The organism is Paenibacillus pectinilyticus (assembly GCF_001700435.1).
Taxonomy (GTDB): Bacteria; Bacillota; Bacilli; order Paenibacillales; family NBRC-103111; genus Paenibacillus_E; species Paenibacillus_E pectinilyticus.
Window position 1 is genome coordinate 1,262,760 of record NZ_LYPC01000027.1, and the last position, 24,872, is coordinate 1,287,631.

37 protein-coding genes are annotated in these 24,872 nt (G+C 44.9%); all 37 read left to right on the top strand.

What is annotated here, in order from left to right; all coding sequences use genetic code 11:
* The first annotated feature begins 81 nt into the window (after positions 1 to 81).
* On the top strand, positions 82 to 522 hold the full coding sequence (gene ssb / locus A8709_RS27275) for a single-stranded DNA-binding protein (RefSeq protein WP_425262352.1): 441 nt from the start codon (positions 82 to 84) through the stop codon (positions 520 to 522).
* Positions 523 to 756: 234 nt separating this feature from the next.
* Complete coding sequence (locus A8709_RS27285) at positions 757 to 1,164, top strand: HNH endonuclease (RefSeq protein WP_065857061.1); 408 nt, start codon at positions 757 to 759, stop codon at positions 1,162 to 1,164.
* Between the two features lie 23 nt (positions 1,165 to 1,187).
* Positions 1,188 to 1,730: a site-specific integrase gene (locus A8709_RS27290; protein WP_141692665.1), complete on the top strand. Its 543-nt coding sequence runs from the start codon at positions 1,188 to 1,190 to the stop codon at positions 1,728 to 1,730.
* Positions 1,727 to 2,185, top strand: coding sequence for a phage N-6-adenine-methyltransferase (locus A8709_RS27295; RefSeq protein ID WP_244163322.1), 459 nt, complete (start codon positions 1,727 to 1,729; stop codon positions 2,183 to 2,185). The genes A8709_RS27290 and A8709_RS27295 overlap by 4 nt, the downstream gene beginning before the upstream one ends.
* A 148-nt stretch (positions 2,186 to 2,333) precedes the next feature.
* Positions 2,334 to 2,759 (top strand): YopX family protein, encoded by a 426-nt coding sequence (locus tag A8709_RS27300; protein WP_065857066.1) that lies wholly within the window; start codon positions 2,334 to 2,336, stop codon positions 2,757 to 2,759.
* On the top strand, positions 2,756 to 3,109 hold the full coding sequence (locus tag A8709_RS27305) for a YopX family protein (protein WP_065857068.1): 354 nt from the start codon (positions 2,756 to 2,758) through the stop codon (positions 3,107 to 3,109). The genes A8709_RS27300 and A8709_RS27305 overlap by 4 nt, the downstream gene beginning before the upstream one ends.
* 13 nt (positions 3,110 to 3,122) lie before the next feature.
* The gene (locus A8709_RS27310; RefSeq protein WP_065857070.1) at positions 3,123 to 3,959 is read left to right on the top strand and encodes a hypothetical protein; all 837 of its coding nucleotides are present in this window, start codon (positions 3,123 to 3,125) and stop codon (positions 3,957 to 3,959) included.
* Positions 3,952 to 5,238 carry a replicative DNA helicase gene (locus A8709_RS27315; protein ID WP_065857072.1) on the top strand — a complete coding sequence of 429 codons (1,287 nt, stop codon included), beginning with the start codon at positions 3,952 to 3,954 and terminating at the stop codon, positions 5,236 to 5,238. The genes A8709_RS27310 and A8709_RS27315 overlap by 8 nt, the downstream gene beginning before the upstream one ends.
* 10 nt (positions 5,239 to 5,248) lie before the next feature.
* Positions 5,249 to 5,383, top strand: a complete 135-nt coding sequence (locus tag A8709_RS35530) for a hypothetical protein (RefSeq protein ID WP_279615899.1) — start codon at positions 5,249 to 5,251, stop codon at positions 5,381 to 5,383.
* Between the two features lie 12 nt (positions 5,384 to 5,395).
* Positions 5,396 to 5,878, top strand: a complete 483-nt coding sequence (locus A8709_RS27320) for a hypothetical protein (protein WP_065857074.1) — start codon at positions 5,396 to 5,398, stop codon at positions 5,876 to 5,878.
* Entirely contained in the window at positions 5,875 to 6,030 is a 156-nt protein-coding gene (locus tag A8709_RS34770; protein ID WP_167357184.1) for a hypothetical protein, read from the top strand. Before A8709_RS27320 ends, A8709_RS34770 begins: the two co-directional genes overlap by 4 nt.
* Positions 6,027 to 6,509, top strand: a complete 483-nt coding sequence (locus tag A8709_RS27325; RefSeq protein ID WP_065857076.1) for an HNH endonuclease signature motif containing protein — start codon at positions 6,027 to 6,029, stop codon at positions 6,507 to 6,509. The genes A8709_RS34770 and A8709_RS27325 overlap by 4 nt, the downstream gene beginning before the upstream one ends.
* The gene (locus A8709_RS27330) at positions 6,506 to 6,925 is read left to right on the top strand and encodes a RusA family crossover junction endodeoxyribonuclease (protein WP_065857077.1); all 420 of its coding nucleotides are present in this window, start codon (positions 6,506 to 6,508) and stop codon (positions 6,923 to 6,925) included. Before A8709_RS27325 ends, A8709_RS27330 begins: the two co-directional genes overlap by 4 nt.
* Positions 6,922 to 7,356 carry a YopX family protein gene (locus A8709_RS27335; protein ID WP_065857079.1) on the top strand — a complete coding sequence of 145 codons (435 nt, stop codon included), beginning with the start codon at positions 6,922 to 6,924 and terminating at the stop codon, positions 7,354 to 7,356. Before A8709_RS27330 ends, A8709_RS27335 begins: the two co-directional genes overlap by 4 nt.
* 28 nt (positions 7,357 to 7,384) lie before the next feature.
* Positions 7,385 to 7,636, top strand: coding sequence for a hypothetical protein (locus A8709_RS34990; RefSeq protein WP_141692666.1), 252 nt, complete (start codon positions 7,385 to 7,387; stop codon positions 7,634 to 7,636).
* Positions 7,637 to 7,787: 151 nt separating this feature from the next.
* Positions 7,788 to 8,846 (top strand): hypothetical protein, encoded by a 1,059-nt coding sequence (locus A8709_RS27345; protein ID WP_065857083.1) that lies wholly within the window; start codon positions 7,788 to 7,790, stop codon positions 8,844 to 8,846.
* A complete protein-coding gene (locus A8709_RS27350) occupies positions 8,846 to 9,037 on the top strand; it encodes a hypothetical protein (protein ID WP_065857085.1) in 192 nt (63 codons plus the stop codon). The genes A8709_RS27345 and A8709_RS27350 overlap by 1 nt, the downstream gene beginning before the upstream one ends.
* Before the next feature lie 55 nt (positions 9,038 to 9,092).
* Positions 9,093 to 9,287 (top strand): hypothetical protein, encoded by a 195-nt coding sequence (locus A8709_RS27355; protein ID WP_065857087.1) that lies wholly within the window; start codon positions 9,093 to 9,095, stop codon positions 9,285 to 9,287.
* A 10-nt stretch (positions 9,288 to 9,297) separates the two neighbouring features.
* Positions 9,298 to 9,801 carry a sigma factor-like helix-turn-helix DNA-binding protein gene (locus A8709_RS27360; protein ID WP_065857422.1) on the top strand — a complete coding sequence of 168 codons (504 nt, stop codon included), beginning with the start codon at positions 9,298 to 9,300 and terminating at the stop codon, positions 9,799 to 9,801.
* Between the two features lie 254 nt (positions 9,802 to 10,055).
* Positions 10,056 to 10,661 carry a terminase small subunit gene (locus A8709_RS27365; RefSeq protein ID WP_244163323.1) on the top strand — a complete coding sequence of 202 codons (606 nt, stop codon included), beginning with the start codon at positions 10,056 to 10,058 and terminating at the stop codon, positions 10,659 to 10,661.
* Entirely contained in the window at positions 10,658 to 12,478 is a 1,821-nt protein-coding gene (locus A8709_RS27370) for a terminase large subunit (protein WP_065857092.1), read from the top strand. The genes A8709_RS27365 and A8709_RS27370 overlap by 4 nt, the downstream gene beginning before the upstream one ends.
* A complete protein-coding gene (locus tag A8709_RS27375) occupies positions 12,466 to 12,765 on the top strand; it encodes a hypothetical protein (RefSeq protein WP_065857094.1) in 300 nt (99 codons plus the stop codon). The genes A8709_RS27370 and A8709_RS27375 overlap by 13 nt, the downstream gene beginning before the upstream one ends.
* A gap of 15 nt (positions 12,766 to 12,780) precedes the next feature.
* Positions 12,781 to 14,616, top strand: coding sequence for a portal protein (locus A8709_RS27380; protein WP_065857096.1), 1,836 nt, complete (start codon positions 12,781 to 12,783; stop codon positions 14,614 to 14,616).
* Entirely contained in the window at positions 14,613 to 14,918 is a 306-nt protein-coding gene (locus A8709_RS27385; RefSeq protein WP_065857098.1) for a hypothetical protein, read from the top strand. The genes A8709_RS27380 and A8709_RS27385 overlap by 4 nt, the downstream gene beginning before the upstream one ends.
* A complete protein-coding gene (locus tag A8709_RS27390) occupies positions 14,915 to 15,151 on the top strand; it encodes a hypothetical protein (RefSeq protein WP_065857100.1) in 237 nt (78 codons plus the stop codon). Before A8709_RS27385 ends, A8709_RS27390 begins: the two co-directional genes overlap by 4 nt.
* A 122-nt stretch (positions 15,152 to 15,273) precedes the next feature.
* Positions 15,274 to 16,146 carry a hypothetical protein gene (locus A8709_RS27395; protein ID WP_065857102.1) on the top strand — a complete coding sequence of 291 codons (873 nt, stop codon included), beginning with the start codon at positions 15,274 to 15,276 and terminating at the stop codon, positions 16,144 to 16,146.
* Positions 16,146 to 16,616, top strand: coding sequence for an HNH endonuclease signature motif containing protein (locus tag A8709_RS27400; RefSeq protein WP_065857104.1), 471 nt, complete (start codon positions 16,146 to 16,148; stop codon positions 16,614 to 16,616). The genes A8709_RS27395 and A8709_RS27400 overlap by 1 nt, the downstream gene beginning before the upstream one ends.
* A gap of 18 nt (positions 16,617 to 16,634) precedes the next feature.
* Positions 16,635 to 17,078, top strand: coding sequence for a hypothetical protein (locus A8709_RS27405; RefSeq protein WP_065857106.1), 444 nt, complete (start codon positions 16,635 to 16,637; stop codon positions 17,076 to 17,078).
* Positions 17,079 to 17,091: 13 nt separating this feature from the next.
* Positions 17,092 to 17,985 (top strand): Mu-like prophage major head subunit gpT family protein, encoded by an 894-nt coding sequence (locus A8709_RS27410; protein WP_065857108.1) that lies wholly within the window; start codon positions 17,092 to 17,094, stop codon positions 17,983 to 17,985.
* A gap of 12 nt (positions 17,986 to 17,997) precedes the next feature.
* Positions 17,998 to 18,363, top strand: coding sequence for a hypothetical protein (locus A8709_RS27415; protein ID WP_065857110.1), 366 nt, complete (start codon positions 17,998 to 18,000; stop codon positions 18,361 to 18,363).
* A 3-nt stretch (positions 18,364 to 18,366) separates the two neighbouring features.
* Positions 18,367 to 18,552, top strand: coding sequence for a hypothetical protein (locus tag A8709_RS27420; RefSeq protein ID WP_065857112.1), 186 nt, complete (start codon positions 18,367 to 18,369; stop codon positions 18,550 to 18,552).
* Positions 18,553 to 18,732: 180 nt separating this feature from the next.
* A complete protein-coding gene (locus A8709_RS27425) occupies positions 18,733 to 18,990 on the top strand; it encodes a spike base protein, RCAP_Rcc01079 family (RefSeq protein WP_065857114.1) in 258 nt (85 codons plus the stop codon).
* Between the two features lie 11 nt (positions 18,991 to 19,001).
* Positions 19,002 to 20,546: a pectate lyase family protein gene (locus A8709_RS27430; RefSeq protein WP_065857116.1), complete on the top strand. Its 1,545-nt coding sequence runs from the start codon at positions 19,002 to 19,004 to the stop codon at positions 20,544 to 20,546.
* Between the two features lie 22 nt (positions 20,547 to 20,568).
* A complete protein-coding gene (locus A8709_RS27435; RefSeq protein ID WP_065857118.1) occupies positions 20,569 to 21,300 on the top strand; it encodes a phage adaptor protein in 732 nt (243 codons plus the stop codon).
* A gap of 44 nt (positions 21,301 to 21,344) precedes the next feature.
* A complete protein-coding gene (locus tag A8709_RS27440; protein ID WP_208607750.1) occupies positions 21,345 to 23,090 on the top strand; it encodes a right-handed parallel beta-helix repeat-containing protein in 1,746 nt (581 codons plus the stop codon).
* A 47-nt stretch (positions 23,091 to 23,137) separates the two neighbouring features.
* Complete coding sequence (locus A8709_RS27445; protein WP_065857121.1) at positions 23,138 to 23,434, top strand: hypothetical protein; 297 nt, start codon at positions 23,138 to 23,140, stop codon at positions 23,432 to 23,434.
* A gap of 35 nt (positions 23,435 to 23,469) precedes the next feature.
* Positions 23,470 to 24,870: a hypothetical protein gene (locus A8709_RS27450; RefSeq protein WP_065857123.1), complete on the top strand. Its 1,401-nt coding sequence runs from the start codon at positions 23,470 to 23,472 to the stop codon at positions 24,868 to 24,870.
* Positions 24,871 to 24,872 lie beyond the last annotated feature (2 nt).

The window sequence follows — 24,872 nt, forward strand, 5'->3', positions numbered from 1 at the left end:
AAACACGAGCCAACTGGTATCGTGTTTTTTTGTGCGGAAACGACTAGTTTGCGACGAATCATCTTACAGAATTCATGCGAAATGTCAATTCATGATACAGAAAGCGCCAAAACCATGTTACAAAAACACCAAAATAAGTTTAGTAATAGCGACAAAACAAGTTACAATTATCAAGGCGTGGCGGTCTTTACTTTTACACTAGCTGTAGATCGTCCATTCAGCGGAAATGACGGTAAAAAAGAAGCTGACTTCATCAACATCGTAGCCTGGAGGCAACTTGCAGAAACGTGTGCGAATTACCTCAGAAAAGGTAGATTGACCGCTATTGAAGGGCGCATACAGGTGCGAAATTATGACAACAACGAGGGTAAACGAGTGTATGTGACTGAGGTGATTGCGGATAATGTGCGATTTCTTGAGTCTAACGGCGGTGGCAAAGAAAAAGAAGAGTCGAAGCAACAAGATCCATTCAAAGACGATGGCAAGCCTATAGATATATCTGATGACGATCTCCCATTTTGAGGTGACATATGACTGAGACGGTAAAAGTTAAATTCTATTGCGGAATGTATCGCGGTCCAGCTAAGTGGAAACTGGGTTCTGATTGGTACAAAGAACCAGATGAGTGCTGCAATGAAGGAGTAATTGAGGTTGATGCAGTTGAATGGGACGAAGAGTACGTAAGTCACATCTGCAGTTCATGCGGAAATGAACTTCATCAGTGTGATGACCACTTTGAGCTGTTTGAGGTGACACATGACCCTATTCACCCTTAACGCATGCCCGAAGCCACAACATAAACGTAACGCACCAACAGCAAAACAGCGGGGCTCCATCAGACCTTCTGTAAGGCTCCAATTAGCAGCTAGATCAAACGGACGATGTGAGCATTGTGGACGAGGTGGAATCGCTCTACAGGCGGCGCATACGGTCAGACGTTGGCAGATAGAAGGACGCACGACAGTAAATGAGTTGGCTCACCTCTGCGTAGAGTGTCATTCCTGGGCGGATACGACGGGCGAGGGTAGAGAGTGGCTTGAAGAGTTCAGGAGTAAATTGCAGGCGCTAGCGGCATCGAAACGGCCGAATCAGCTTAGCGATAGCGGGGGGCCGATGGTGGGCCTCCGTAATGTGAAGAAACAAAATGAATATGCCTGTTCATAGAGAGATAAAAGGAGTGGAGTGCCATACAGTTTGTACAGCCAATTCGAAGTGTCGAGAAGCTGGATGAGATGAAACGGGTTTTACTGAAACGCTCGAATCGGGATTGGTTTTTGCTAGTGATGGGAATTAACGTGGGGCTGCGCATTGGTGATCTGCTTCAGCTTAACGTCCGCGATGTGCGGAACAAGTCACACTTGACGCATAAAGAGCGCAAGACTGGCAAGATGCGGCGCTTCCCGATAAATGCGGAGCTGCGCGAAATCATTAACGCATACATCAAAGGCAAGAAGGATAGCGATCCGTTGTTCCCAAGCTATCGAACGAAGCTGAACATCAAACGAGTGCAAGCATATCGCATCCTAAACATTGCGGCAGCGGAAGTCGGGCTGTCGGAGATCGGGACGCACACGCTGAGGAAGACGTTTGGCTATCACTTTTACAAGCGGTACAAGGATGTGGCGCTGCTACAGCAGATATTCAACCACAGCGCGCCGAGCATCACTCTTAGGTACATTGGAATCAATCAAGACATTATTGACGAGGCCGTGGGAGGGTTCCATCTATGACTGAAAAAATGTCAGTACATTATTCATCAGCAACAGATTTATGGGCTACACCTCAAGACTTTTTTGATAAATTGCACACTGAGTTCGGGTTTGAATTAGATGTGTGTGCCCTTTCCGATAATGCAAAGTGCAATAAATTCTTTTCACCATCCGATGACGGTCTCTTTCAAAAATGGGAAGGTATCTGTTGGATGAACCCACCATACGGACGTGGAATCAAGGATTGGGTACAGAAAGCATATGAGTCGTCTCTAGATGGAGCCACAGTGGTTTGTCTTCTGCCAGCAAGGACGGATACACGGTGGTGGCATGATTACTGTATGCATGGAGAGATTAGATTTGTCAAAGGAAGGCTGAAATTTGGAGGAGTAAAGGATAACGCTCCGTTTCCAAATGCCGTTGTGATTTTTAGGGGAAACAGGACGTATGAGAATCCAATTGTTAGTGCGATGTGATGAACATTCGCTGAATATTGAGGGTCATAAGGAGGAAAACATGCACGATACACCTGAAAAAGAGTCGGCTTACACCGCACTGGCTAGACCGAATACGCTACTTGCCGCACGTCATATCCTGGGGATTATGGGAAGTTAGGGGGAGAGTATGAGAGAGTATAAGTTTCGTGCTAAGAATTTCAAAGGTGAATGGGAATATGGTACCTACGCATACGGGTGTTTCTATCCAGACAGCCGAAAGACTCACCGGATATTCCCATCAAGCGAAGAGGTTGACGAGGAAACATTAGGTCAATTTACTGGCCTAACGGATCGCGATGGTAAGGAGATCTACGAGGGTGACATTCTACGATTCCCTCCTGAAAGTTGGAGAGACGATAAAAACTACATTGGGTATGAAGTTTATTATCACGACAATGATTTTGCTGATAAACATGTTGGCTACCAGTTCAGAATGAAATTTTACGGGAATTTGTGTGGTGGAGAATGTAAAGCTTATATGCTGCCAAAGTACACTTCGAAAATGGTTGTCATCGGTAACATATACGAACCTGTACTGGAGGCCACCACATGAGGGATTACCGTTTTCGCGTATGGAACCCAGCCACCGAGACAATGACGTACAACGTGGGGTTAGACAGTATATCGGAGTATGCGGATGAGACGTTGGTGAAGATGCTTCAAAGTGGAATTAAGGATCGAAAGGGAAATAACATTTACGAAGGTGATCGATTAGAAATCTACCGTAATAATGGTTTCGACGATAGGACAGATGAATTTATCGTTATTTTCTTTAGGGGAGGTTTCGGTGTCGATGATGGGTTGGAACTTTGGGAGTACGAGGATGATTACAAAAGAGGTAACGGCTACATGGAAGTAATCGGCAACATCTACATGACGCCTGAACTTTTGAAGAAGGAATAAAGGAGGGATCAAGGTGGCTACATACCGTCAAATACACATCAGTTTTTGGCAAGATGGTTTTGTTCTCGGACTAACTCCGGAGGAGAAATACTTCTACCTGTACCTGATGAGCAATAGCAAAACGACTCAATGCGGGATATACGAGTTACCGAAGCGTGTCATTGAGATGGAAACGGGTTACAACCGCGAGACAGTGGACAAGTTGTTGAACAGATTCATGCAGTACAGAAAGATCATGTATATCGATGATACACAGGAAATCATGATTACAAATTGGATGAAGCATAATGCAATCAAAAGTAGAGCTGTTATGACGTGTATCGCTAAGGAATTAGGATTTATCAAATATAAACCATTCATAAGTGTATTTCTAAAGGTATGTAACGAGATTAAATACCCTATTGAGACCGTGTATAGACAGTCTAGTGACGGTCTAGGGAGACTCAGGGGAGACTCGGGGGAAGAAGAAGAAAAAGAAGAAGAAAAAGAAGAAGAAGAAGAAGAAGCGCCACCGCACTCATCTAATGGTCATGAAACCAAACTCACAAAATGGTTTAACGAGTATCAAATTGATGGTGGAATCGATGCGTTGCATGATGTGTTCTCCTACGTCGGTAAAGCAGATTTAGAAGTCATCGAGAAAGCCATGCGTAAGTCTAGAGGCAAGCACATTAACTACTTCTGCAAAGTCATGAATGAGTGGATATCAGAACGTAAAACGAAAGCATCTGATTTTCAAGTTATTGATTTTAAAACAGAGACGCTGCAACGATCAGCACCACAGGAATTCATACCCGATGAGGACGATGAGGTATACCAAATGATCAAGGCGGTAAACGGCGATGTTTGATACAGAAGTTATTGAGTCGCAGATCCTTGGAACATTGTTGCTTGATCCGACACTGGTAAGAGATACGTTAACCAATATCAACGTGGATATGTTTATGAGCGCAGTCCACAAAAATATATTCGTCATGCTTGAGAAGCTTAATGCAAAGGGAGTCGAGGCCAGCTTAAACAATGTGGCAATCAACTTCAGCAACAGCATTCATAAAGTTGGTGGAATCGGATACCTGTCAGAAATGATGGGGTCCGTGCCATCGGTGAATCAGTTTAGCTATGTTCTAACAAAGTTCATTGAGTTTGACGCGAGACGCAAATTCAATCATTTGCTTGAGACATACAAAGGCATTGTCAGTGATCCATTAGCAACGGATTTCGAAGAGATGCTTAACGAGTTCGAACAAAAAGCTTTAGAGATCAGGCCGAGGTCACTAGAGAAGGAAAGCCGCATTGACGGACTTGTCGACTGGTACGAGGAATTAGAACTCAAGATGTCGGATCCCAATCGAGCATTTGGCATGATGACTGGATACTCGCAACTCGATAAATTAACTCTCGGATTCCAACGTTCGGACTTCTTCGCTTTAGGAGCCAGGACAAGTATGGGGAAGTCGGCATTCGCCAATGAACTCGCAGCCAACATTGCAAAAAAAGGACTAAAAGTGGCGATGTTCAGCCTTGAGATGAACAAAGCACAAATTTACAACCGGTTCGTAGCAAGCATGGCAAGAATATCATTACAGGATCTGAGGATAGGTAAGGTCCAACCTGAGAAGCGAGATGATATCGGTGCAGCAATGAGCATTATCTCGAAAATAACCATCAACGACACGCGTGGTATTACGGCCGATTACATAGCCAGCGAAATGCGACGGCTGAAACGGCAAGAAGGTTTGGACTTTGTTATCATCGACTACCTTCAGGAGATCGTCGAAGGTTCTGAAAAGAACGATAACTCGGGATCAGCATTACACCGAGTGTGCCAAAAGATCCGGATAGCCGCTAAAGAATGCGATTGCTTCGTACTCGGATTATCCCAACTCAAGCAAGACATCGACGCAAGACAGCAGAAACGCCCGATCATCTCTGACTTAACAGGGAGTGCAGCGATAGGAGCTGTAGCCGACGGCATCATCCTTCTATACCGCGATGAATACTACAACCCAGATACCGCAGAACAAGGAATACTCGAGGTCAATCTAGCTAAGCAGCGGAATGGTCCAACGGGACTGGTGAAGCTTAAATACGACAAGGTGTACCAAACGATCACAAACAACTATTTCTAGGAGTGGTGACATGGACGCAATCATTAAAGCGGTCGCACACATCGAGGAAATGATGCAACAAGAGAAGGACCCACTGAAACAATGGAAATACAGGATGGTGCTAGCAGAGATGGTCAGGAAATTGGAGCTTCTAAAATCCGCATAAGGAGTGGTTACCATGAACGCTATTGAACGGAGGAACAAACGTGTAAGGAGATTTAGCATACTCAAACAAATCGAGTCGCTCGAGAAAAGTAACTGTGAGGTCTGCCCGAACAGAACTAGCACAGATTCTACCTGCTGCAAAGTTTGTCCGGTACCCGATATGTTGAGCGAGTTAGGCGACGAGTTGATAAAGATCAGTGAACGCACCTACGTGGTATCCATCAAAGAGGGCGGAAGTTCGAAGTATAAGCAGAAAATGAAATCAGAGACACATTACTCCAGAGGTAAGCAAAGAAGAGTGAACGCGCCACGTAACTCGTTTACCAAGGATGAGTATATCGCTGGAATCGCTATGTACGGTAAGGCATCCGTATTTGCAAGGAGCATGGGGTTGAACGAGAACACCGTCCGTCACAAGGCCAATAGTTGGGGAGTGAATGGGATAAAGCAGGAACAAGCGCAGGAAATGATGAGGATGAAGGAGGGGACGGCGTGATCCTATATCAACTATCAGTCAACGGTATGCCTTTTGGCAAACCCATGCCTGAGCACAGAGTAGACAAGATGATCAGCTGCAGCATCACGGCGGTATCAGGGAAGTTGGAGAAGGTAGCGGTAAAGCCGGAGTTAACGGTGGTGGGACGATGATTGCATTCACAGTGTACGGGGAGCCAGTTATTGAAAAATCAAGTTACGCAAAGGATATCACGTACATAATTACTGAAAATAGTTGTTGGGAATGCGTAAGCCACACTAAAGACAAGAAGGGATATCCGGTTATCACAAGGATGGGTAAGTTTTGGAGGTTGAGTAGGTATATTTACACGATTTCAAAGGGTGAAATACCACAGGGCATGATTATTCTTCATGCTTGCGATAATCCAAAGTGCATCAATCCTGATCATCTTAGCGCGGGAACATCAGCTGAAAATTCACTAGATATGACTCGTAAAGGTAGACAAGCCAAGGGTGCGAAAAATGGCGGCGGCGTAAAACTAAACGAGAACAAAGTCAGGTCTATCAGGATGGACGCACGAACTCTTCAGGCGATCGCTGATGATTATCAGGTATCAAAAAAATTAATACTTCTTGTCAAGAAAAGAAGAATCTGGAGGCATGTCATATGATTCAATTTACAGTGTATGGTCCTCCAGTCGCACAGGGACGGCCGAGAGCAGGCAAAACACATAGCGGCGACGTGGTTATGTACGATCCAGGGAAGTCAAAGGACTATAAGCGCTACGTCAGTCTGGTAGCCAGCCAGAACAAACCGAGCCAGCTGATCGAGAGCGCGGTGTCGCTTACGGTAAAAGTGTACAGGCCTATTCCCGATAGCTGGTCGAAGGTGAAACAACGTCAGGCGCTAGAAGGCGCCATGAGGCCGAAGAGTAAGCCAGACTTATCAAACTACATCAAGGGCATCGAGGACGCCATAGAGGGCATATTGCTGAAGAATGACAGCCAAGTAGTGGACTACGGTAAGAGCGGAAAGTGGTACAGTGATCGGCCGAGAATCGAAATAGAAGTGGAGGAGATCGGATGAGAGAGATTAGGTTTAGAGCGTGGGATAACGTGGCGGATGAGATGTTGTATGCAGGTGAAGACTTTGATGTGATATTTATGCTTGGTAGCTCAGGAATCGAATGTACGGACGTTAGGAACGGCTCGCCAAGTGGTGATGGTATAGATAGCATGGAGCACTTAATTTATATGCAGTGGACTGGATTAAACGACTCTAATGGTGACCCTATCTACGAGGGGGATATCGTGGGTTGCGAATCAAACGGTGTTGAGAGATATCAAAAACGTGTCATTTGCTACGACATCCATCAAGCAAAATATAAAACTGTGCCTCGATCAACTTATTATGCTAATGCAGGGCACGGAGGATGGACGGGTTACGAATTGCGCGCAGAGTGCGAAGTGTTAGGAAATATCCACGAAAACCCTGAACTGCTGGAGGGAAAAGCATGATCGAGGAAGAAGGCAACGCAATCGAAGCTTGCATGAACATGTTGATCTTAGCGGTGGCGTTCTGGGGACTCATAATCTGGATGGTGATGATGAAATGAACGAGACATACATAAGCACCGTTCACAGCGAGTCAGGGCGTCGCGTGGGCGTCGTAATCATATCGGACGATGTGAAGTTCATCCGAGACTCAATGAAGCTTACAGAGGCAATTAGAGCGGTTTACGGAGGTGATGCAATTGAGCGATCAAACGCAGGTGGAAGAATCACACGAAAATCTTGATTGGATGTTCGGTGATTAACACATAATGTGGTGATAATCGAAGATAAATCGTCTAAATGTGGTGTAAATAGCTGTAAATATATAGGTTTATGTGGTAAAATAGAGGTATACGGAATTATTCGGCAATTTTTAGCCAATTAGGAGGATTCATATGGAGAGCACACAACAGAAAGTCGATCGTTTGCAAGCTGAATTGGACGCACTGAATGCACAAAGTCCGCGTAATGAAACTGCGATTAATCAAACGGCGATTGCGCTGGATGAGGCGAAGAGGGAATTGGCACAACAAGCAGCTGAGCAAATCAAAATTCAGGATGCTGCAATAGAGTTTGTGAGTGCACTGGACACAATGGACTTTGACGGACTTACATTACGCCAGGTCATCGGCAGCGAAGATGGTTACCAACTGGTCACGATTGAACTCAAGAAAGCGTTTATTGCTCAAGCAGATGAATTCAGTAAACAACTGACAGGTGAGATCGAACAAAGGTTACAGCTGCAATCAATGTTCGATGCAGTAAGTGCCAAAATTCAAGCGCAAGATAAAGAGATCGATGATACGAACCGGTTGTTGAACGAGGAAAAATTCGCTCGCGCTCAAGCGGAACAATATCGGGACAATGCCGCTAAACAACTGGAAGAAGCGAAGAAAGAAGTAGAGCGACTGAATGCGCAAGTGGATGATCTGCGCAAGGAAATCGCAGTGGGTGCACGTGAAGCATACAAGGTCGTTGATACAGAGGCAGAAGCACAGAAGAAAAAAGAGCTGGCCGACAAAATTAGAAAAGACCGTACTGTTTACGACGTTGTGCCGGATAACGTTATCAACCCTAAGAACTACACAGCTAAGCTCGTAGCAACAGACGAAGTTGTTAACTACAACTGGACGAAGAAAAACTTCTACATCGAGCTGACGGACGAGAACGAGATCTTGCAGTTTCGCCAACAATACAGCCAGCCAGAGGCTACTGAGTCGGATCCTGCGGAAGTTGCTACATCCCTTCCGGACAGCGTAACACCGGAGGAAACGTTTCCAGACCTCCCCAGTGCCGAGCTCCCAGAAGTATCAAGCTTACCTAACACAGTGGATCAAGGACAGCAAAACGGAGAAGTATCTGCAGCAAATGCTGGACAAGGACAAACGGTTGAAGAAAGACTCTCAGCGTTAGAGGCTCATGTGTTTGGATATGTGAAACAGGCGGTGGCGTAATGGAAAAAGGTCGTATCGTAATCACGCCTGAAACTTTGTTACGAGCGCTTGGCTACAAGCATGTTAAAGCGGATGAAATCATCGTTGACATGTTCTCGAATCAGGTAATTATTGACGTATCGGGGGCTTGCGACTTGTACCCAGTGAGCATATCGCCAATACCAGAATATACAGCTGTAACGGGACTTTAACACATCATGGCGCTCATGCAGGTTAATGGGCGCCTCTCTATAAGGGGAATGGACAATGAGTATAGAACGGGAAGATGTTGGAGTATTCTCAGAGCTTGATGCAGAGAAGAGAATTACTTTGTTGTTGCAATATGTGAGTTTGCTACAAGGGCAATACAAAGAGAATCCACGAAATAGCACAGATAACATTGATGTGAATGCTGCATTAAAGGCAGCGTATAAACTGTTGGAAGCAGAGTTTGGAAAGTGAGGTGAACGGAATGAGCATAGAATGGCTTGGGAATGCTGACATTGAAACGTACCGAATCACCAAGCTGAGTTTACATGAATTGCTGCCTACAATCATCGAGGAGAGGCATGCATCGCATGTGAGGGCTATGATCCGAGATTGTGACTACATCCTTGAGTGGATGGAGACAGGTCGCAGGCCAGGTAACAAACGGGGCGTGGAACGATTGGCGGCTTATCAGCGTGAGATACCGACGGACATCATGGAGAAATACGCCAACAAGCCAGCAGTTGTACAGTTTCACGATGACAGAGAATACGTTCACATGGAATATGTGCTGTCACTTCTCACTGATCGGGAGAGAACATGCTATGAAATGAATGTAGGCGGCATGTGGACGGATCAAGAGATTGCGAACACACTGGGATTACAGCGCAGGACGGTAAGGGAGTTCTTAGACAGAGCTCAGAAGAAAGTTAAAAAGTATCGCACTAAACCAATGCCATTATATCTGGATATTGCCGTAAGTTTGTAGCCACTTTGCCACCTATTAGTATAAGGTACTATTACCAGATACTAAAGTTGGGAAATGCGTATGAAATGTACATTCTGCGGGAGTGAAACCGATGAAAAAGTGAGAAAAGGTAACTTAATTGTAATCGCACATGATTGGTGCGTTGATGATCGTAAGCAGGAGTTGAACACAAAGGATATCGTGAAATGCCTGTTGTACGAGGATAGAATAAGGATGTTTGGTTAGGGAAGTGAACCCAATGCTAGACGCACTCGATGCGCTCTGCTGGTTCGCCTTCCCTTTTTGCCTTTGGTGGCATTGGTTCTGGCATGTGTATTTTACGGATGATAGAGAGGGTGAAGAAGATGGCATTGACGGATAAGCAAGTGTTATTTGCACAGGAATACATTGTTGACCTCAATGCTGGGGCAGCAGCAATAAGGGCTGGATACAGTGAAAAAACAGCTTATGAGATGGGTTATGAAAACCTCAGAAAACCTCAGATAGCGGAATTGATCCAACAAATGATGGATGAGAGGTCAAAACGTACTGAAATTACCGCTGATATGGTACTGAAAGAGTATGCAAAGATAGGCTTTAGCAATATCACGGATTACTTGAAGGTTGAACAAAAAGAAATGGCTACTGAATCAGGAAATATAGTCACTTATAAAACTGTAGATATATTCGAAACGGATATGATAGATCGACACAAATTGGATGCTGTTGCTGAAATCAGGCAGACCAAAGAAGGCATAGCATTGAAGTTGCACGATAAAAAGGGCGCCCTTGACTCGATAGCGCGTCATCTAGGCATGTTCAATGATAGCCTGAAAGTTGATGCGACTGTCACGAAGAAGCTTGAGGAATTCTTCTCATGAGGACATGTCGGGATATCATCAATCGTCGTAAAGAACTTTGGAACGAGCACCACAACATTGATCAAGACAGAGAGTTTATCAATGCTGCAGTTGAGTACATCCTTAAAGAGGAAAATGTAGCGGCGCGCGACGACATCAAACGTCACCCTGAATACCTGATCGAGATCACATTCGTGATTGTAGACAAGGATAAGAGCACAATCCCATTCTTCCTCAACGAAGTGCAGCAGAGTTTCTTGGCTGACATCAATAAAGCGAAGGATGATTACAAAGAAGGCAAAAGGCTGCATCTGAAATTTTTGGTACTTAAAGGACGGCAACAAGGCTTCACCTCGTTCATCACGGCGTACCAGCTCGCTAACTCGATCATCAGCAAGAACTTTTCGGGGTTCACATTGGCGGATAGCGGCGACAATACCAATACGATATTCGAGGATAAAGCTAAATATATATTTAATCAGCTACCAGAAGCGCTACAACCGACTACGAAGTACAACAATAGGCGGGAGTTCCACTTCGAGAAACTAAATAGCCGCTGGCGAGTTAACACGGCCGGCAACAAGGAAGTTGGTCGCTCTAAAACGATCAACTTTTTTCATGGTTCAGAGTCAGCGTTTTGGGATAGCATCGACAGCATTATGTCGGGACTGGGTGAAGCGCTCACGAAAGACAGCATACAGATACTTGAGACTACAGCCAATGGTGTGAATGAGTACAAGGATTTGTGGGATGACGCCGAGAAAGGCAAGAACAACTGGGATCCAAAGTTCTACGCTTGGTGGCTTACGCCCGAGTATCGTTTAAAGTTTGAGGATGCTGAACACGAAGAACAGTTCAAGCAAGACGTAGAAGACGAAGCGACTGAGTTTCATAAGAAGCTCAACTACTTGCGTCTATATGAGAAACTTGAGTGGCCGCAGCTCTATTGGTATTACGGCAAGTGGAAGGATCTCAAGGATAAGCTGCCGCAAGAGTACCCATGCACGGCTGAAGAGGCTTTCCTCGCTTCTGGTAGACCCCGATTTGATGTGCATGTGCTCATGGAGTATTTGAAGCATTGTGTGCCAGGTGAGCTTGGATACTTGGAAGGTGAACGATTTGTAAAAGATGAGCGCGGTAACCTAGAAGTGTGGAATCCTCCTATACCTGGAAAAGAGTATTTCATTGGCGCAGACGTTGCAAAAGGTAAAGGAGACGGAGATTACTCGTGTGCTCCTGTGTACGATGCTGATAAGAAGCTTGTTGCCATGTGGCATGGTCACATTGATCCAGATAAGTTTGGATCGTCGATACTCATAAACCTAGGTAACTGGTACAACGAAGCGTTAATAGCAGTCGAGGAGAACAATCACGGACTCAGCACCATCAATGCGATGAAGCATGAGTACCACAATTTATATAAGCGAACAACGCACGACAAGATAACGGACGAGGAAAAGCAGGAGCTCGGTTGGTGGACATCGACTAAGACTAAGCCGCTGATGATTGATAACCTCGCCAGACTGATCAGAGAGCGCGAATTAGGCTGCAAGTCCGAGAGGATGATCAAAGAGTTGATCAAGTACGTAGTGGGCGATGACGGCGACACCAACGCTTCTACAGGCAATGATGACACGGTAACAGGTTCCGCGATTATCCTTTTAGTCATGGATGCTTATATAACGAAAGTCTCGGACATCGTAACTGGTTCATCTCCCCTGCAAGGCGCAGGAGACAACTGGGTACGCAAGCAAGATGGCACGATGGTACATAAGAGCGAAATACAGGATCAGCAGCGTGATGAGGTTGATTCTTGGGCGGGAGGATGGTTCAACTGATCACGGCACTTATAACACTCATATGCATTCTCTTAGTTCTTGCATCCTTCGCAGGGGCTTTTTACTTTGCTAAGAAGCACATTAGCTACCAACACCGCATTGAGATCCTAGAAGACAGCTACAAAGAGGCTACAGAGTACATTTCTAGGCAGGAAGAAGCTATTCTGCAGCTTAAGTCAGAGCTGGACTTCATTCATCGAGAAGATGAATCACGTAGCGCGCGAAACGAACGACCGCGAACTTGGAACCCAAATAATCTGATGGAGACAGGTAACAGGCATCAGTAGGAAAGGAGGGACAACATGGCAAAGACAATCGACAAACCGAAGGAAGAGCAAGTTATACCGGAGCAAACGGAAAAGCAGAAACAATTGGCTCAGGACATTCAAGATATGTTTCGCGGTGCTTACCAAGCTAAGGATCAAATGGATCTGATGAACATATGGGCGCGGTGCGATGACTACATGCACAACATCCAGAATGAACCTGAGACAGAAGAAGACCCAGGCAGCGTAACCAACATCATTAAGCCGATCATTGATAGTGAGATATCGGATATCGTTGATAAACCATTCAGCGTTGATGCGCTAGGCCGTGAGCCGAGTGATCACATGTTCTCTGATGATGTGCAGCATGCACTTAACTTCGTTTTGGACAAGAACAAATTCAAGGTGAAGTTAACGCATTCCGAGCATGACAGGTTGGAGTTAGGCACAACCGTAGTGAAAGTGTACACGGATCACGAAGCGTTGAATGGTCGAGGTCTGCCGACATTTGAGATAGTTTCACCGGCTAACTTCTTCCCGGATCCCAAGTGGACAGCCTCTCATCTGCTGCAGGAGTGCGAGTTCATCATACATGCGGTGCCGCGTCCGTTGTCGTGGATCAGGCGTATGTTTCCGAAGTGGGGGAAGTACGTTAAGCGCCAGGTATCTTGGCCGTATGATCCTACACTCGACCTTGACACTACAAGGACAGACGAGGTGAGCCCAGTAACCTCTCAGAAAGCTTTGCTCATCGAATGCTACATGCGTGATGAGAATGGAGACATTTTTTGCGTTCACGTAGCTAATAACATCGTGCTCGAAGATAGCAGAGATGATGGAATCGTCGGCGAGAAGTTACAGCGTCGAAATCAATTCCCGTTCGAGGTCATCATCTGCTTTCCGCGTCGCGGTACAGGTTGGGGTATGGGGGATGTTGAATACCTATTCCCTACGCAGGATCTCATCAACGATATGGACGATCAGATCATCATGACTGCACGGCTCATGGGTAATCCGCAAATGGCAATTGGATTATCGGCAGCTGGTAAAGGATTTGATGCTCGTAAGTGGACAAATAAGCCAGGTCTTCGCATTCCGTTTAGGGATGTTACTGCGTTTAAGCCGATTGTTCCTGTGAACGTGTCATCAGACATTCCCAACAGGCGTGAGAAGGCGTTTGAAGAAGCTAATATTATTAGTGGTCGTCCCGATGTTAACCGTGGAAATACGCCAGGTAGTGGAGTCACAGCGGCGAGTGCGATTATTGCATTACAACAGGCAGGACAGAAGACAGTCGTGCATAAAACGGAAATGCTGAAGCAAGGTTGGACAACTATTCTTGAGCTGCTATATGACGAGATGGTCACGAACTGGAACGAGGCCATGTGGGTACGCATCAACGGTGATAAGCCAGACTTCAAGTTCATTGACCCGACGAAGCTCAGCGAAGTTCCTATCATGATCCCTAATCTAGAAGCTACCGCAGACAATGGTATGGATACAGTCAAACAGCTATTGGATGATTCAGGTGCCGTAATGACCCGCAATGCTGAGTTTGACCTCAGACTTAGCTTAGGCAACGGACTGCCAACGGATAAAGCTTTCATATATCAAACGTTGCTTGATCTTGCCAAGTTGAATGTTGAGGGTAAAGCGGTTATTTCATGGCAGGAGCTGCGCAACTATCTGCGTGATCAAGTGGGTATTCCACTGCAAGCTGATTCGCAGTTGCAAAACCCTGCTAATCCAATGGCCATGCAACCAGGTATGCCGCCGCCGCAGGGTATGCCGATGGGAGCGCCACAGCCAACACCTGCTCCTGCGATGATGCCGCCACAACTTAATCTAATGCAAGGAGGTGCGCCAAGATGAGTAGTTTAACGAAGGTTCGCTTTGACAAGTCTACGACCATGATGGATCGCAACGAGGAACTGTACTGGATGCACTTCCTTTCCAACCAGAAGAAAGACCCGATTGTCGGTAGTTACATCGCGTCACAACTGAAGGCTAATCCGCAGTACAGGCGAGAGATTATGAACCAACCTGTATGCGAACGATGCGAATGTTTCGCGTTTCACCATAAGGAAGGTGTCATGTGCTCCAGTTGTGGCCACTTCTCGAAGGGGAAGACGCACAAGGTTAAGATTCATTTGGCTGAGGGGTATCACAGATGAGTGACGTTAAACGGATATACCCTGAATCAAAAACTGGTCTAATCAATTGGATCGAAGAAAACTTTCATGATATTGACGAGTTTATAGTCCAGTTTCAAATGAAAGACAACACCAGCATGTTTGTATATGACGTTTATTCCTATCGCAATGCATTAGGCATGCTTGAAATGGCAAAAGGTACATGTCATGAATTATCTATCAATGATGAGTTTAATCCAAAGAGTAAAACGTAACAGGCCATTCCTAGTCGTAGGGTGGCCTATTCTATTGTCCTTTCTGAGGTGACCACTGTGAATAGTACAGGATCGGGCTAATCTCGCGTTGATGCCGTCGCGAAAACATGGAGGTTTTAATCATGGACCAAAACGAATACCGCAAAGCAAGAGAAACGGGCGCAACAGTAAGTGACGCCGACTTACAAGCAGCAGAAACAGAAGTAATCGATGATCAATTCGAGGAAGAATCAGATGAAGTCATCGAGGAAGAGTTAGAAGAGGTACAGGACGATCTAGAAACCTCTGAGGATGACGTTGAGGAAGAAGTCGAGCAACTATCCCCGAAGGAACAAACAGCCTTCCAGAAGCGCCTAGAGCGCGAACAGAAGAAGATTGAAGAAAAGCTCCGCACCGAGATGGAGGAGCAGTTCAAGCAGAAGTACAGCAAGCACGATGAGGTCATCTCATCCATGGGTGGGGATCCTGAAAAGATTCTCAATGCTGCTAAAGAAGCGCAAATGGTGAGAGAAGCACAGCGGCTAGCCGATCAAAACGGATGGTCAGATGCTGACACTCAGTGGTACATCGAGCAACAGAAGCAGCAGCAAGAGCTTAAAGAGCTCCGTGTGCAAATGCAGATTAACAGGCTTAAAGACAATCCTGACTATGCAGGTATTGCAAGCATGGAAAAAGATATCTTAGCGAAGATTGATCGTTCCAATGGTGCTTTAACCGTCGAAGAAGCCTTCTGGGCGCTTGGCGGAAATAAGCGAGTAGAACAGGTCAAACTCGAAGCGCAACAGCGTGAGATAGCTAAGAGAGCGCAACAACCACGCACCGTACAACGTGATTCACCGAGTACGAGTGTTGGGGAGAAGCCGCTGTCACCATCAGTATTGGCTGAGGCTAAGAAGATGGGAATAAGTGAGGCGGAGGCGCGTAGGTTAATGACTGCTCAATCTGCTCAAACAATTGACGAATGGCGAGAAAAACGCAAAGGAAGTGGGAGGTAATGGAAACCCAACTCCCAAAAAGATTTATAGACAAAGTTGATTTTACTGGAAGTTGTTGGATTTGGATGGCCAGTAAAGTTGGCGGTCGTTATGGTCAATATAGATACAAAGGAAAAATGGGCTTATCGCACCGCTTTTCTTGGGAGCATTTTAATGGAACTATTCCTCCTGAAATGCGAGTTCTTCATAAGTGTGATGTTCCATCGTGCGTTAATCCATTGCATCTTTTTTTAGGTACAAATCAAGACAATACAGATGACATGATGGAGAAAGGTCGGCACGTAAACACGATCAAAAAAGGTGAAGAAGCTCTGAATGTTAAACTGTCTCAAAGACAAGTTGACGAAATAAGAGAAACGTACCAACGACGTGCCAGAAATGAGTTTTCTACTATTGGACTCGCTAAAAAATTTGGAGTAAGTAACCAACAAATTAGTAGAATCATAAACAACAAAAGATGGACAGGTTAAAAATAAGGAGGAATTCACATGCAAATCGTAAGATCAGGAAAGAATGCGGACAATGTGCCTATCATTGTATGGCTAGCAATGGCAGACAGCCAAACAATCGCTTATGGTGATTTGATTCAGATTAACGGAACTAGCCGTAAAGGTGAAGCAGCTGTGGCTGCATCTACCACCATCGTAGGTATTGCTCAGCAAGCGATCACCACTACCACTGCTACTGCGGCGGACGTAATCCCTGTGGCCATCGTGCGTCGCGAGGTTGTGCGTATGGCTGTTTCTCAGGCAGGAACGAAGAAGACGTTCGCTGACACTGACAAGTACACAACAGCTTATGACCTGCTGAACAAAACATCTATCGCACCTGATGATACAACAGGCGGTATGTGTTATGTACAAGCTTATGACAACACAAATAACACCGTGGACGTTATTTTCGCTGATGCGAACTTAGCGAACGTAGGATAAGGGGGAACCAAATATGCCAGTTATGACAGGTCAGTTTAACAATCTATGGACACGAAAGATCGATGAAACATTCTTCGAAGGTTGGGATGAAGAGCCGGAAGAGTGGTCCCAGTTCCTCCTAGATCAACAATCCAATCAACATAACGAAACATACCAATCATTCGCGGGTACTGTTCGTTGGAAAACTAAGCAAGAAATGCAGAACGCGCAGCAAGATTCATTTGAACTGGCTGACTTGATCGTCACGGAGCACACGCCATACGGTGTGGAAATCATCCTATCTCGTGAGGACATTGACGATTCCAAGTATGGCGAAGTTCTTGATATGACTTCTGATGCAGGGCGTTCTGGTCGAAACACGGTAGAGCAAAACTCTGTTAGCGTGTTGGATCTTGCGTTCGATGGAACGAATGGAAAGATTTACGATGGACAAGCATTAATTTCGGCTAACCATCCATACCGCAAGACTGGTTTGAGTGGTGTACAATCCAATCTGACGACTGGCGGCATTACTGATATCAACGTCAAGGCTGGCATTAACCTATTCAATACGCTGAATGATGAGGCTGGTAAACGTATCAAAATGCGTCCATCGAAGTTCATCTCACATATGAATAACCAGTTCGAGTTTGCGACTGTGTTCCAGTCCGCGGATCGTTCAGGAACAGCAAACAATGACAAAAACACATTGCCTAGCATGCAGTTTGTTGGATCTACGTTCATGGCATCTCAAACAGCGTGGTTCTTGCAAGCTAAGCAGCACAAAGCAATCCACTTCTACCGCGTAAAACCTGAGTTTGTTAAACGTAAATACATGAATCCGAATGGTTCTCAATCATGGGATGGTTATGTACGTGAATCAACAGTTGTTCGAAATTGGAGAGGCTGGGTTGGTAGCCAGGGATAAGGGGGAAATAGCATGCCGAATAATGGCGCAGATTTTCGAGGTCTTGGCGCTAACGCCGGCAATGGAATCGTCTATGCGGACGGTTTCGCCGGTGCTGGCGGCGTAGTTGGACCTAAAACTATTATCAATACAACAATTACATTCGATCCTCCTTCATTGGCAACCGGAGCAATTGCGGTGTCCAGTGGAATAACGTTGACGGGTACAGCTTTAGGTGATCACGTCGAACTCTACCCGCCTTATGACACGCAAGGCATCGCTGTTCAGGCTCAGGCATCAGCGGCGAATACAATTGTTATCTCTCTTCACAACCGCAGTGCTGGAACCGTTGACCTTGCAAGTGGTACATGGGGCGTAGTGGTTAAGAGGAGGGTGTAACGCATGCCAGAGGTTACATGGGAAGTTAGTGGTGGCGGAGAGCAATCTCCGCCCACTAAAAAGAAGATGGTATTCCTAACGCCGATCAAGATTACGGACAACATGGATGATAACCAAAAGACTTTTTTCACTAATTACAACAACATGCAAAAGGAGCTCATAAAAGCTGGGCTTATGGAATCGAAATAGGAGGGGCTGCGGCTCCTCTTTTTCTTTATGGAGGACATATGGATCACTTTAAGGGTATCAACGAAACGGAACGATTTAACAACGAACTGATGCAACAGACAAGAAGACAAAATGAACTGTTGGAGCAAATTGCGCAATTGCTTCAGCAACAAAACAAACCGAATCCAAGGGGGAAGGCTAATGAGCCAACTAATAGATCCTAGCTCGTCAGGTGCCGTTGTAGTCACTAAAAGCGACACCATTGATATTGTGTATCCTTCAGGAATTAAACGCTCTAAAGGGATTTACGTAGGCGTCACAGGAGATTTGAATTTAGTATTAGCGTCTGGTGTAACCGTGTTATTTAAAGCTGTTGCCGCAGGAGTAGTTCATCCTATTTCCGTTAAGCGAGTAATGTCCGCAAGCACGACAGCTACTGATATTGTCGCATTGTACTAGGAGGTGGGATCATGTCATCTGTACCATCAGAAGTAAGTAAGTACATGGGGAATGCGGTGAAGTTAGCAGATATATGGGGATCTATTATCTACAATGTAAAAGCATACGGAGCTAAAGGAGATGGGTCTGATGATTCATCAGCGGTTCTTGCTGCTATAACTGCTGCAAATGGTGGGCCTGTAGAATTTCCACCTGGAACATACAACCTAGTTGGAATGAGTGGTGTTGGTGGTAGAGTAAATTTAGTATCTCTATTCGGCGCTGTCATAAAGGGATTCTACTACAAAGAACTGAATTCCCCATCCCAAAGTATAAGTGCAACAACAGCTGAAACGGATGCTTATTTCACTGCAACAAACCTTACTTTCGAAGGTGTTGGAACAACTCCCGGTCTGAAAATAGAAAACCAATCGCAAGGGACGTTTATCAAATCATTCGACCTTCATCGATGTACATTTCGCGGTCAAATTGGACTCGAGACTAAAAATTGTCTAGATTCGAACATACACGATTGTGCGTTCATTCATAATCAATACGGCTGGAAAGCGCTATCTAACACGAACATAACCGTAACTGATGCTAGATTTTTCTCCCCAACTGGTTATGGCGTATACATCAATCAGTCTGATACTGACACATTTAATCGTTTCGGTGGAGAGAGTATTAAGTTTACAAGTTGCCAATGGTTCGATGGCGCTACAGCAATCCAATGTATTAATCACAATTACATGATTATCGATAATTGCATGATCGATTACTTTAACATGGGCGTTTACTTAAAGGGCAGTAGGTTCACTAAAATAGTATCAGGAACGTACATCGGACACACTGCGGGCAGTCGATATTCTGGTCCGCTTGGTATCACACCAACCAAATTAGGTTGTCTGTACGCCGAAGGTGATCAAGCTCGTTCTTTCACTTCTGGAGTGGAAATATCACATGTGAAATTCGCAGGATATTCAGATGCTGCAGCCGACTTAGTATTTTTAGATGGATCAATAACCACATTCAATGGGATTGAGAACACGAGTATCACAAATACTCAATTTCATATGGTAGGCACAACACCGACAACGAAGTACCATTTGAACGTTAAAAATGCACAAGACATTATTCACTCGGGTAATCGTTATTACGCGCCGAATAATGACAATCTTCTGGCGCCGTGGTTGTTTACTACAATGACGAGGCTGATTTCTCAAAATAATAACTTCACCAACTGCTTCAAATCAACGAGTGCGAATATTCCTCCTGCTAGCGGTGCTGTTGGTAATCAGATCATGGAGGCCGCAACGCTCACTGTGACTGGCAATGGGACTTCCACGACAGGAACAGCTCAATATACGTACGTGAATAAATATACTGGTGTTCCTAAAATTGTCGTAACTGCTAACTCAGGTGGCACATATGGAACCAATGTCAGTAAAATCAATGTTGGGGTAATCGCAAAAGACAGTTCAACATCATTTGTAGAAGCTTGCCATATAGATGGAACTGTAATACCAAACGGTAATACGATTATTATCGATGTATTCGTGATTGGTACACCTGGATAGAGATAAGAAAGGAGTTGTCTCCATGGCCTCATCCCAGCTAATTCTCAATGACGTAGACTTACGTTACCGAAATACTTACACAACAGCACAGAAGATTGTCTGGATGAATGAAGAAGTAAACGAACTGTTCGAGATACTTGAAATCGACTCTCCACCTGTCAACTTTCCGTTGCAGACAAATGTTCAATTCTACCCCATTCCCGACAACGTAGATATCGACCGCATCAAAACGATCAGCATCCAAGTGAATGACGGTTCGGATACACCAGACTTCAGGCAGCTACCTTTCAGAATGAACGACGATAATTCATACACATACGGAACGGACTTGTACTACACCATTGTAGGCGAGTCTTTTTTTATTCCCAATGGTACTGTAGATGATCGTCAGATCTACATCTACATGGACTCACAGCCGACTGAGATTACGACAGCTAACCTTGATAGTGAACCATCCGTTCCGAAGAGGTACCAGGAGCTGCTTAAACTCGGTTTGTTAAAGAGAATTGCTGCAGCCCGCAAGGACACATCGTGGCATAACAATTACGACGCAGAGTACCAAGAGAAAATATTCGAGTTAGAAATGAAGATGAAGCAGTCAGAGCCAGAGTTTAGAGCGCCAATCGACGCGTTACCACGCCGAAACTGCAACCGTTCAGGTCGCAGAGCAGAGTTCGTGACGCTAAAAACAGACAATTACGGCGACAACACGTGGACGGACTTATCTAAAAATTCATGGCTTTCGTTTAAATAGGGGGTGGATATATGGCAACGCCAACACCAAATTTAGGGCTAATCATGCCCGATATGTCAGATGAGGTAGATCAAACGATACCAGCGTTAGCATCGAGTCTTGGAATTGTTGATGCGGCCACGGGTAAGCTTTCGGATTTAGCTACGGTAGATAAGTCGAGTTTAGTGGCTGCCATTAGCGAGAGTTCGAATGGGCTTGATGCGCTTAAGGCGGATGTTGCGAACAAATCATACTATGTCACGCCTGAGATGTATGGGGCTGTAGGGAATGGAACGACTGACGACGGCACGGCTTTTCTGAATATGTATGCTGATGCAAAAACGAAGCAAGTCAGTGTGAGGCTGACCAAGTCACGCTATAAAATTACAAAGCCGTTAAATACTGTAGGGGTTTCAACGTATAGCGATATTTATTCGGTTCTCGATATTCAAGTTTCTGCGGCCGATGGCAATGCGTTTACGTGGGGTGGCGAGAACGTAACAATCTGCGGTGTATGCTTCGAGTTGTCCAACTCAACAACCAACACATCCATGCAAGGGCTGTACAACGCATCGTCTAACGTCAACAATCAGCGATTCATCCGTAACAAGGTCAAAGGCAAGACATTCAAGTCTGACGGCGTGACTGGAAATATCTATGGCGTATGGGTCAATGCAAATGGGTTAAGAGGCGTCCGCATATGTGATAATGTGTTTGAAACTGTAAACTATCCTGTGCAAATCAACCAACAAACAGCTGGCGGAAACATTGCTACACCAATGGGATCGCCTATCGAAAATATCTACATCGAAGATAATGTAATCCTAAAAGGAACGATCGGTATCAACACGCCTCATGTATATTGCCATCATGCGTTTATTAGAAATAACCGAGTAACTTCTGATACTGGGTTTAATATCAACCTAGCACATGTTAACAATTTCGTTGTTGAGGGTAATATACTTGATGGCGCAACGGTAACGACGGATTCTGTTTTGCATATTGAGGATGTTTCATATGCTGGCACCGTAACCAACAATATTATCCGCGCGCAGAATCAAGCAGATGCGATTAGAATCCAATTGGCTTCAGGCGTATCGCAAGACACCTATGTCCCCACTGAGGGTATACTCGTTGAGGGGAACGATCTTAAAGGTGTTGGTAATGCGAACGGTGTTCAAATTGTTGATACATCATCAAAGCGAATTAAACTATCAAATAATAGAATTGAAAACTTTGCTATTGGGGCAACTATAAATGCGACGCAGTGCGATATTAACGACAACCGTTTTTTGTCGTGTCCTCTTTGTTTGTATTTGACGCAGAGGGTGAGGGTGTCAGGCTTAATTGTTGAAAGTTGTACAACTATAGTTCGCAGCGGGAACTCGATTCCTGTTGAGATTGATGGAATAACCTTCATTGGAGAGGTTCCGACTTTAAAACCGCAAGTCGTTTCATCGAATATATCAATGGTGATATATCGCAATGTTAGATTTAGTTCGCCGGTTGGTGTGACGATATCTTCAACTACTGCATTTGATCTTTTCGTCTTGCCAGATAGCGGAAAGTTTGATTTTAATCTTTATTACAAGTTAAGTAATACCACCAATTCCTCAATTGTTCGCTTAAATGCGAAATATGATGGAACAACATTCACTCCGACCAAGACATATGAATTACTGAATGGTGGCGTTGGTGGTGGTACATTCGCAATGACAGCAGGCAAGTTAACAGCTAGTCATTTCTTATCAGGTGGAACACTTTCAATAACTTGGGATATCACAATAGATAGTTTGGTGTATACGGCATAAGCTTGATTATATTTTGAAAAATAAATAATAGGGTGGATTTATGTGATATGAGAAGCATCAATATGACTATCGTTACGCAAAAGTGGCAGGACGTGAATGAATTTGCTGTAACCGAAGAGATGTCGAGAATCAATGAAACGAAAATATTAAAAAATGTTGAAGTAACGATTACTTATAAAGATCAATCAGGATTTATTTTAAAGAATGAGCAGTTTTTGATTAGTGGCGATAACTACGACCTTCTGATGACCGAAAATCCAGATTTTGCACCTGGAAAACCTGCTAATGAATATAGGGAAGCAGACTTATGGCACGTTATTGATTTGTTACGTAATGAACAATAGGACCATTATACGCAACAAAGTAAGGGGGCTAGTAAATGGCTCAATGGAGAGGATTACCTTCATCATTGGACAAGCGCGGCGCTAATAATTTCAGCGGTGGACTGGACTTAGGCCAGAACGCGTTCAACATAAACGATAACTCAAGTACTGATGAGTTTGGGTGGGACTTCGAAGACTACCCCGCCTTGAAGGTCAGGAACGGCCGTACAAGCTTCGGGGCATCTGGTGGTGCAGTAACAAGGTTGCTCATCAATTACAAGAGTACGAGGATGCTGAGGGCTGTTGGTACGGTGATACAAACTGAGTCATCTGGTGTATGGTCGAATCTAGCAACTGGTCTTACAGATACCGACTGGAGCGCTGTGAATTACCGTGATTCGCTGATCATGACCAATGGTACGGACAATGTGAAGGTATACAATGGGACAACTTATGCTGATCTGAGCGCATCAGCGCCTAAAGGTAAATACGTAACGCAGCATGACAACAGAGTGTACATTCTGAAAGACAGAACAATATCGTATTGCGCTTTAGGAATTCCAACTGATTGGACGACTGTGGACGATGCCGGAGAAATAAATATGTCCACACCGAACGGTGAATTAGGTACAGCTATAACTAGCTTCAATGGTTATGTCATCGGTTTCTCGATGAATTACTATGCCAAGTTGTACGGTAAAGGTCCTGATGATTACGAGTTGCTCGATGGATACGGAAATATCGGATGCGCTTCGGCCAAAACAATTCAGAACGTAAATGGAATTTTGTACTGGATGGATCAGCGCGGAATTTACAGCTATGACGGTGGTGTTCCTGAAGATATCTCGCAACCGATTAGGCCTTATTTAACGAACCTGAACGTATCACAGATCGATAAATGTTTTGGTGGTACAGACGATCAGAAATATTACATTGGGCTCGTTACAGGGTCAAATACAGAGCCTAACGTACTACTCGTTTATGATCCTAGAAGTGATCGTAAGAAGTGGAGAGTACAAAGCTTAATTACAGACCTTAGATACTCAACAAACTTTAATGGTCGATGGTACAACGGAGGTTCAAGCGGAAAAACGTACCTGATGAACGAGGGTGACACCGACGATGGACTAGCGATTCCTTACAGTGTAACGTCCAGGCCTTTCGATGAGAAGTATCCAGAGGCAGAGAAAGAATACTACGAAATGCACATGCAAGGCGAATTCCCATCAACAGCTACATTAGGTCTAAGCGTATCTACGGATGACCAAGGCAGCAGCTTCACGGGGATACAGTATGATCCTATTTCAACGTCTAATTTAACTCAAAATAGAAACCTGATCGTACCTATGGACACGGTCGCGCTGGCATTTTGGATGCGATATAAGATATCTGGAACAGGACGAATAAAGATCGTCGGAGTTCAACGCTACTGCAGGATACAGCCGGTTCAATATTAAGG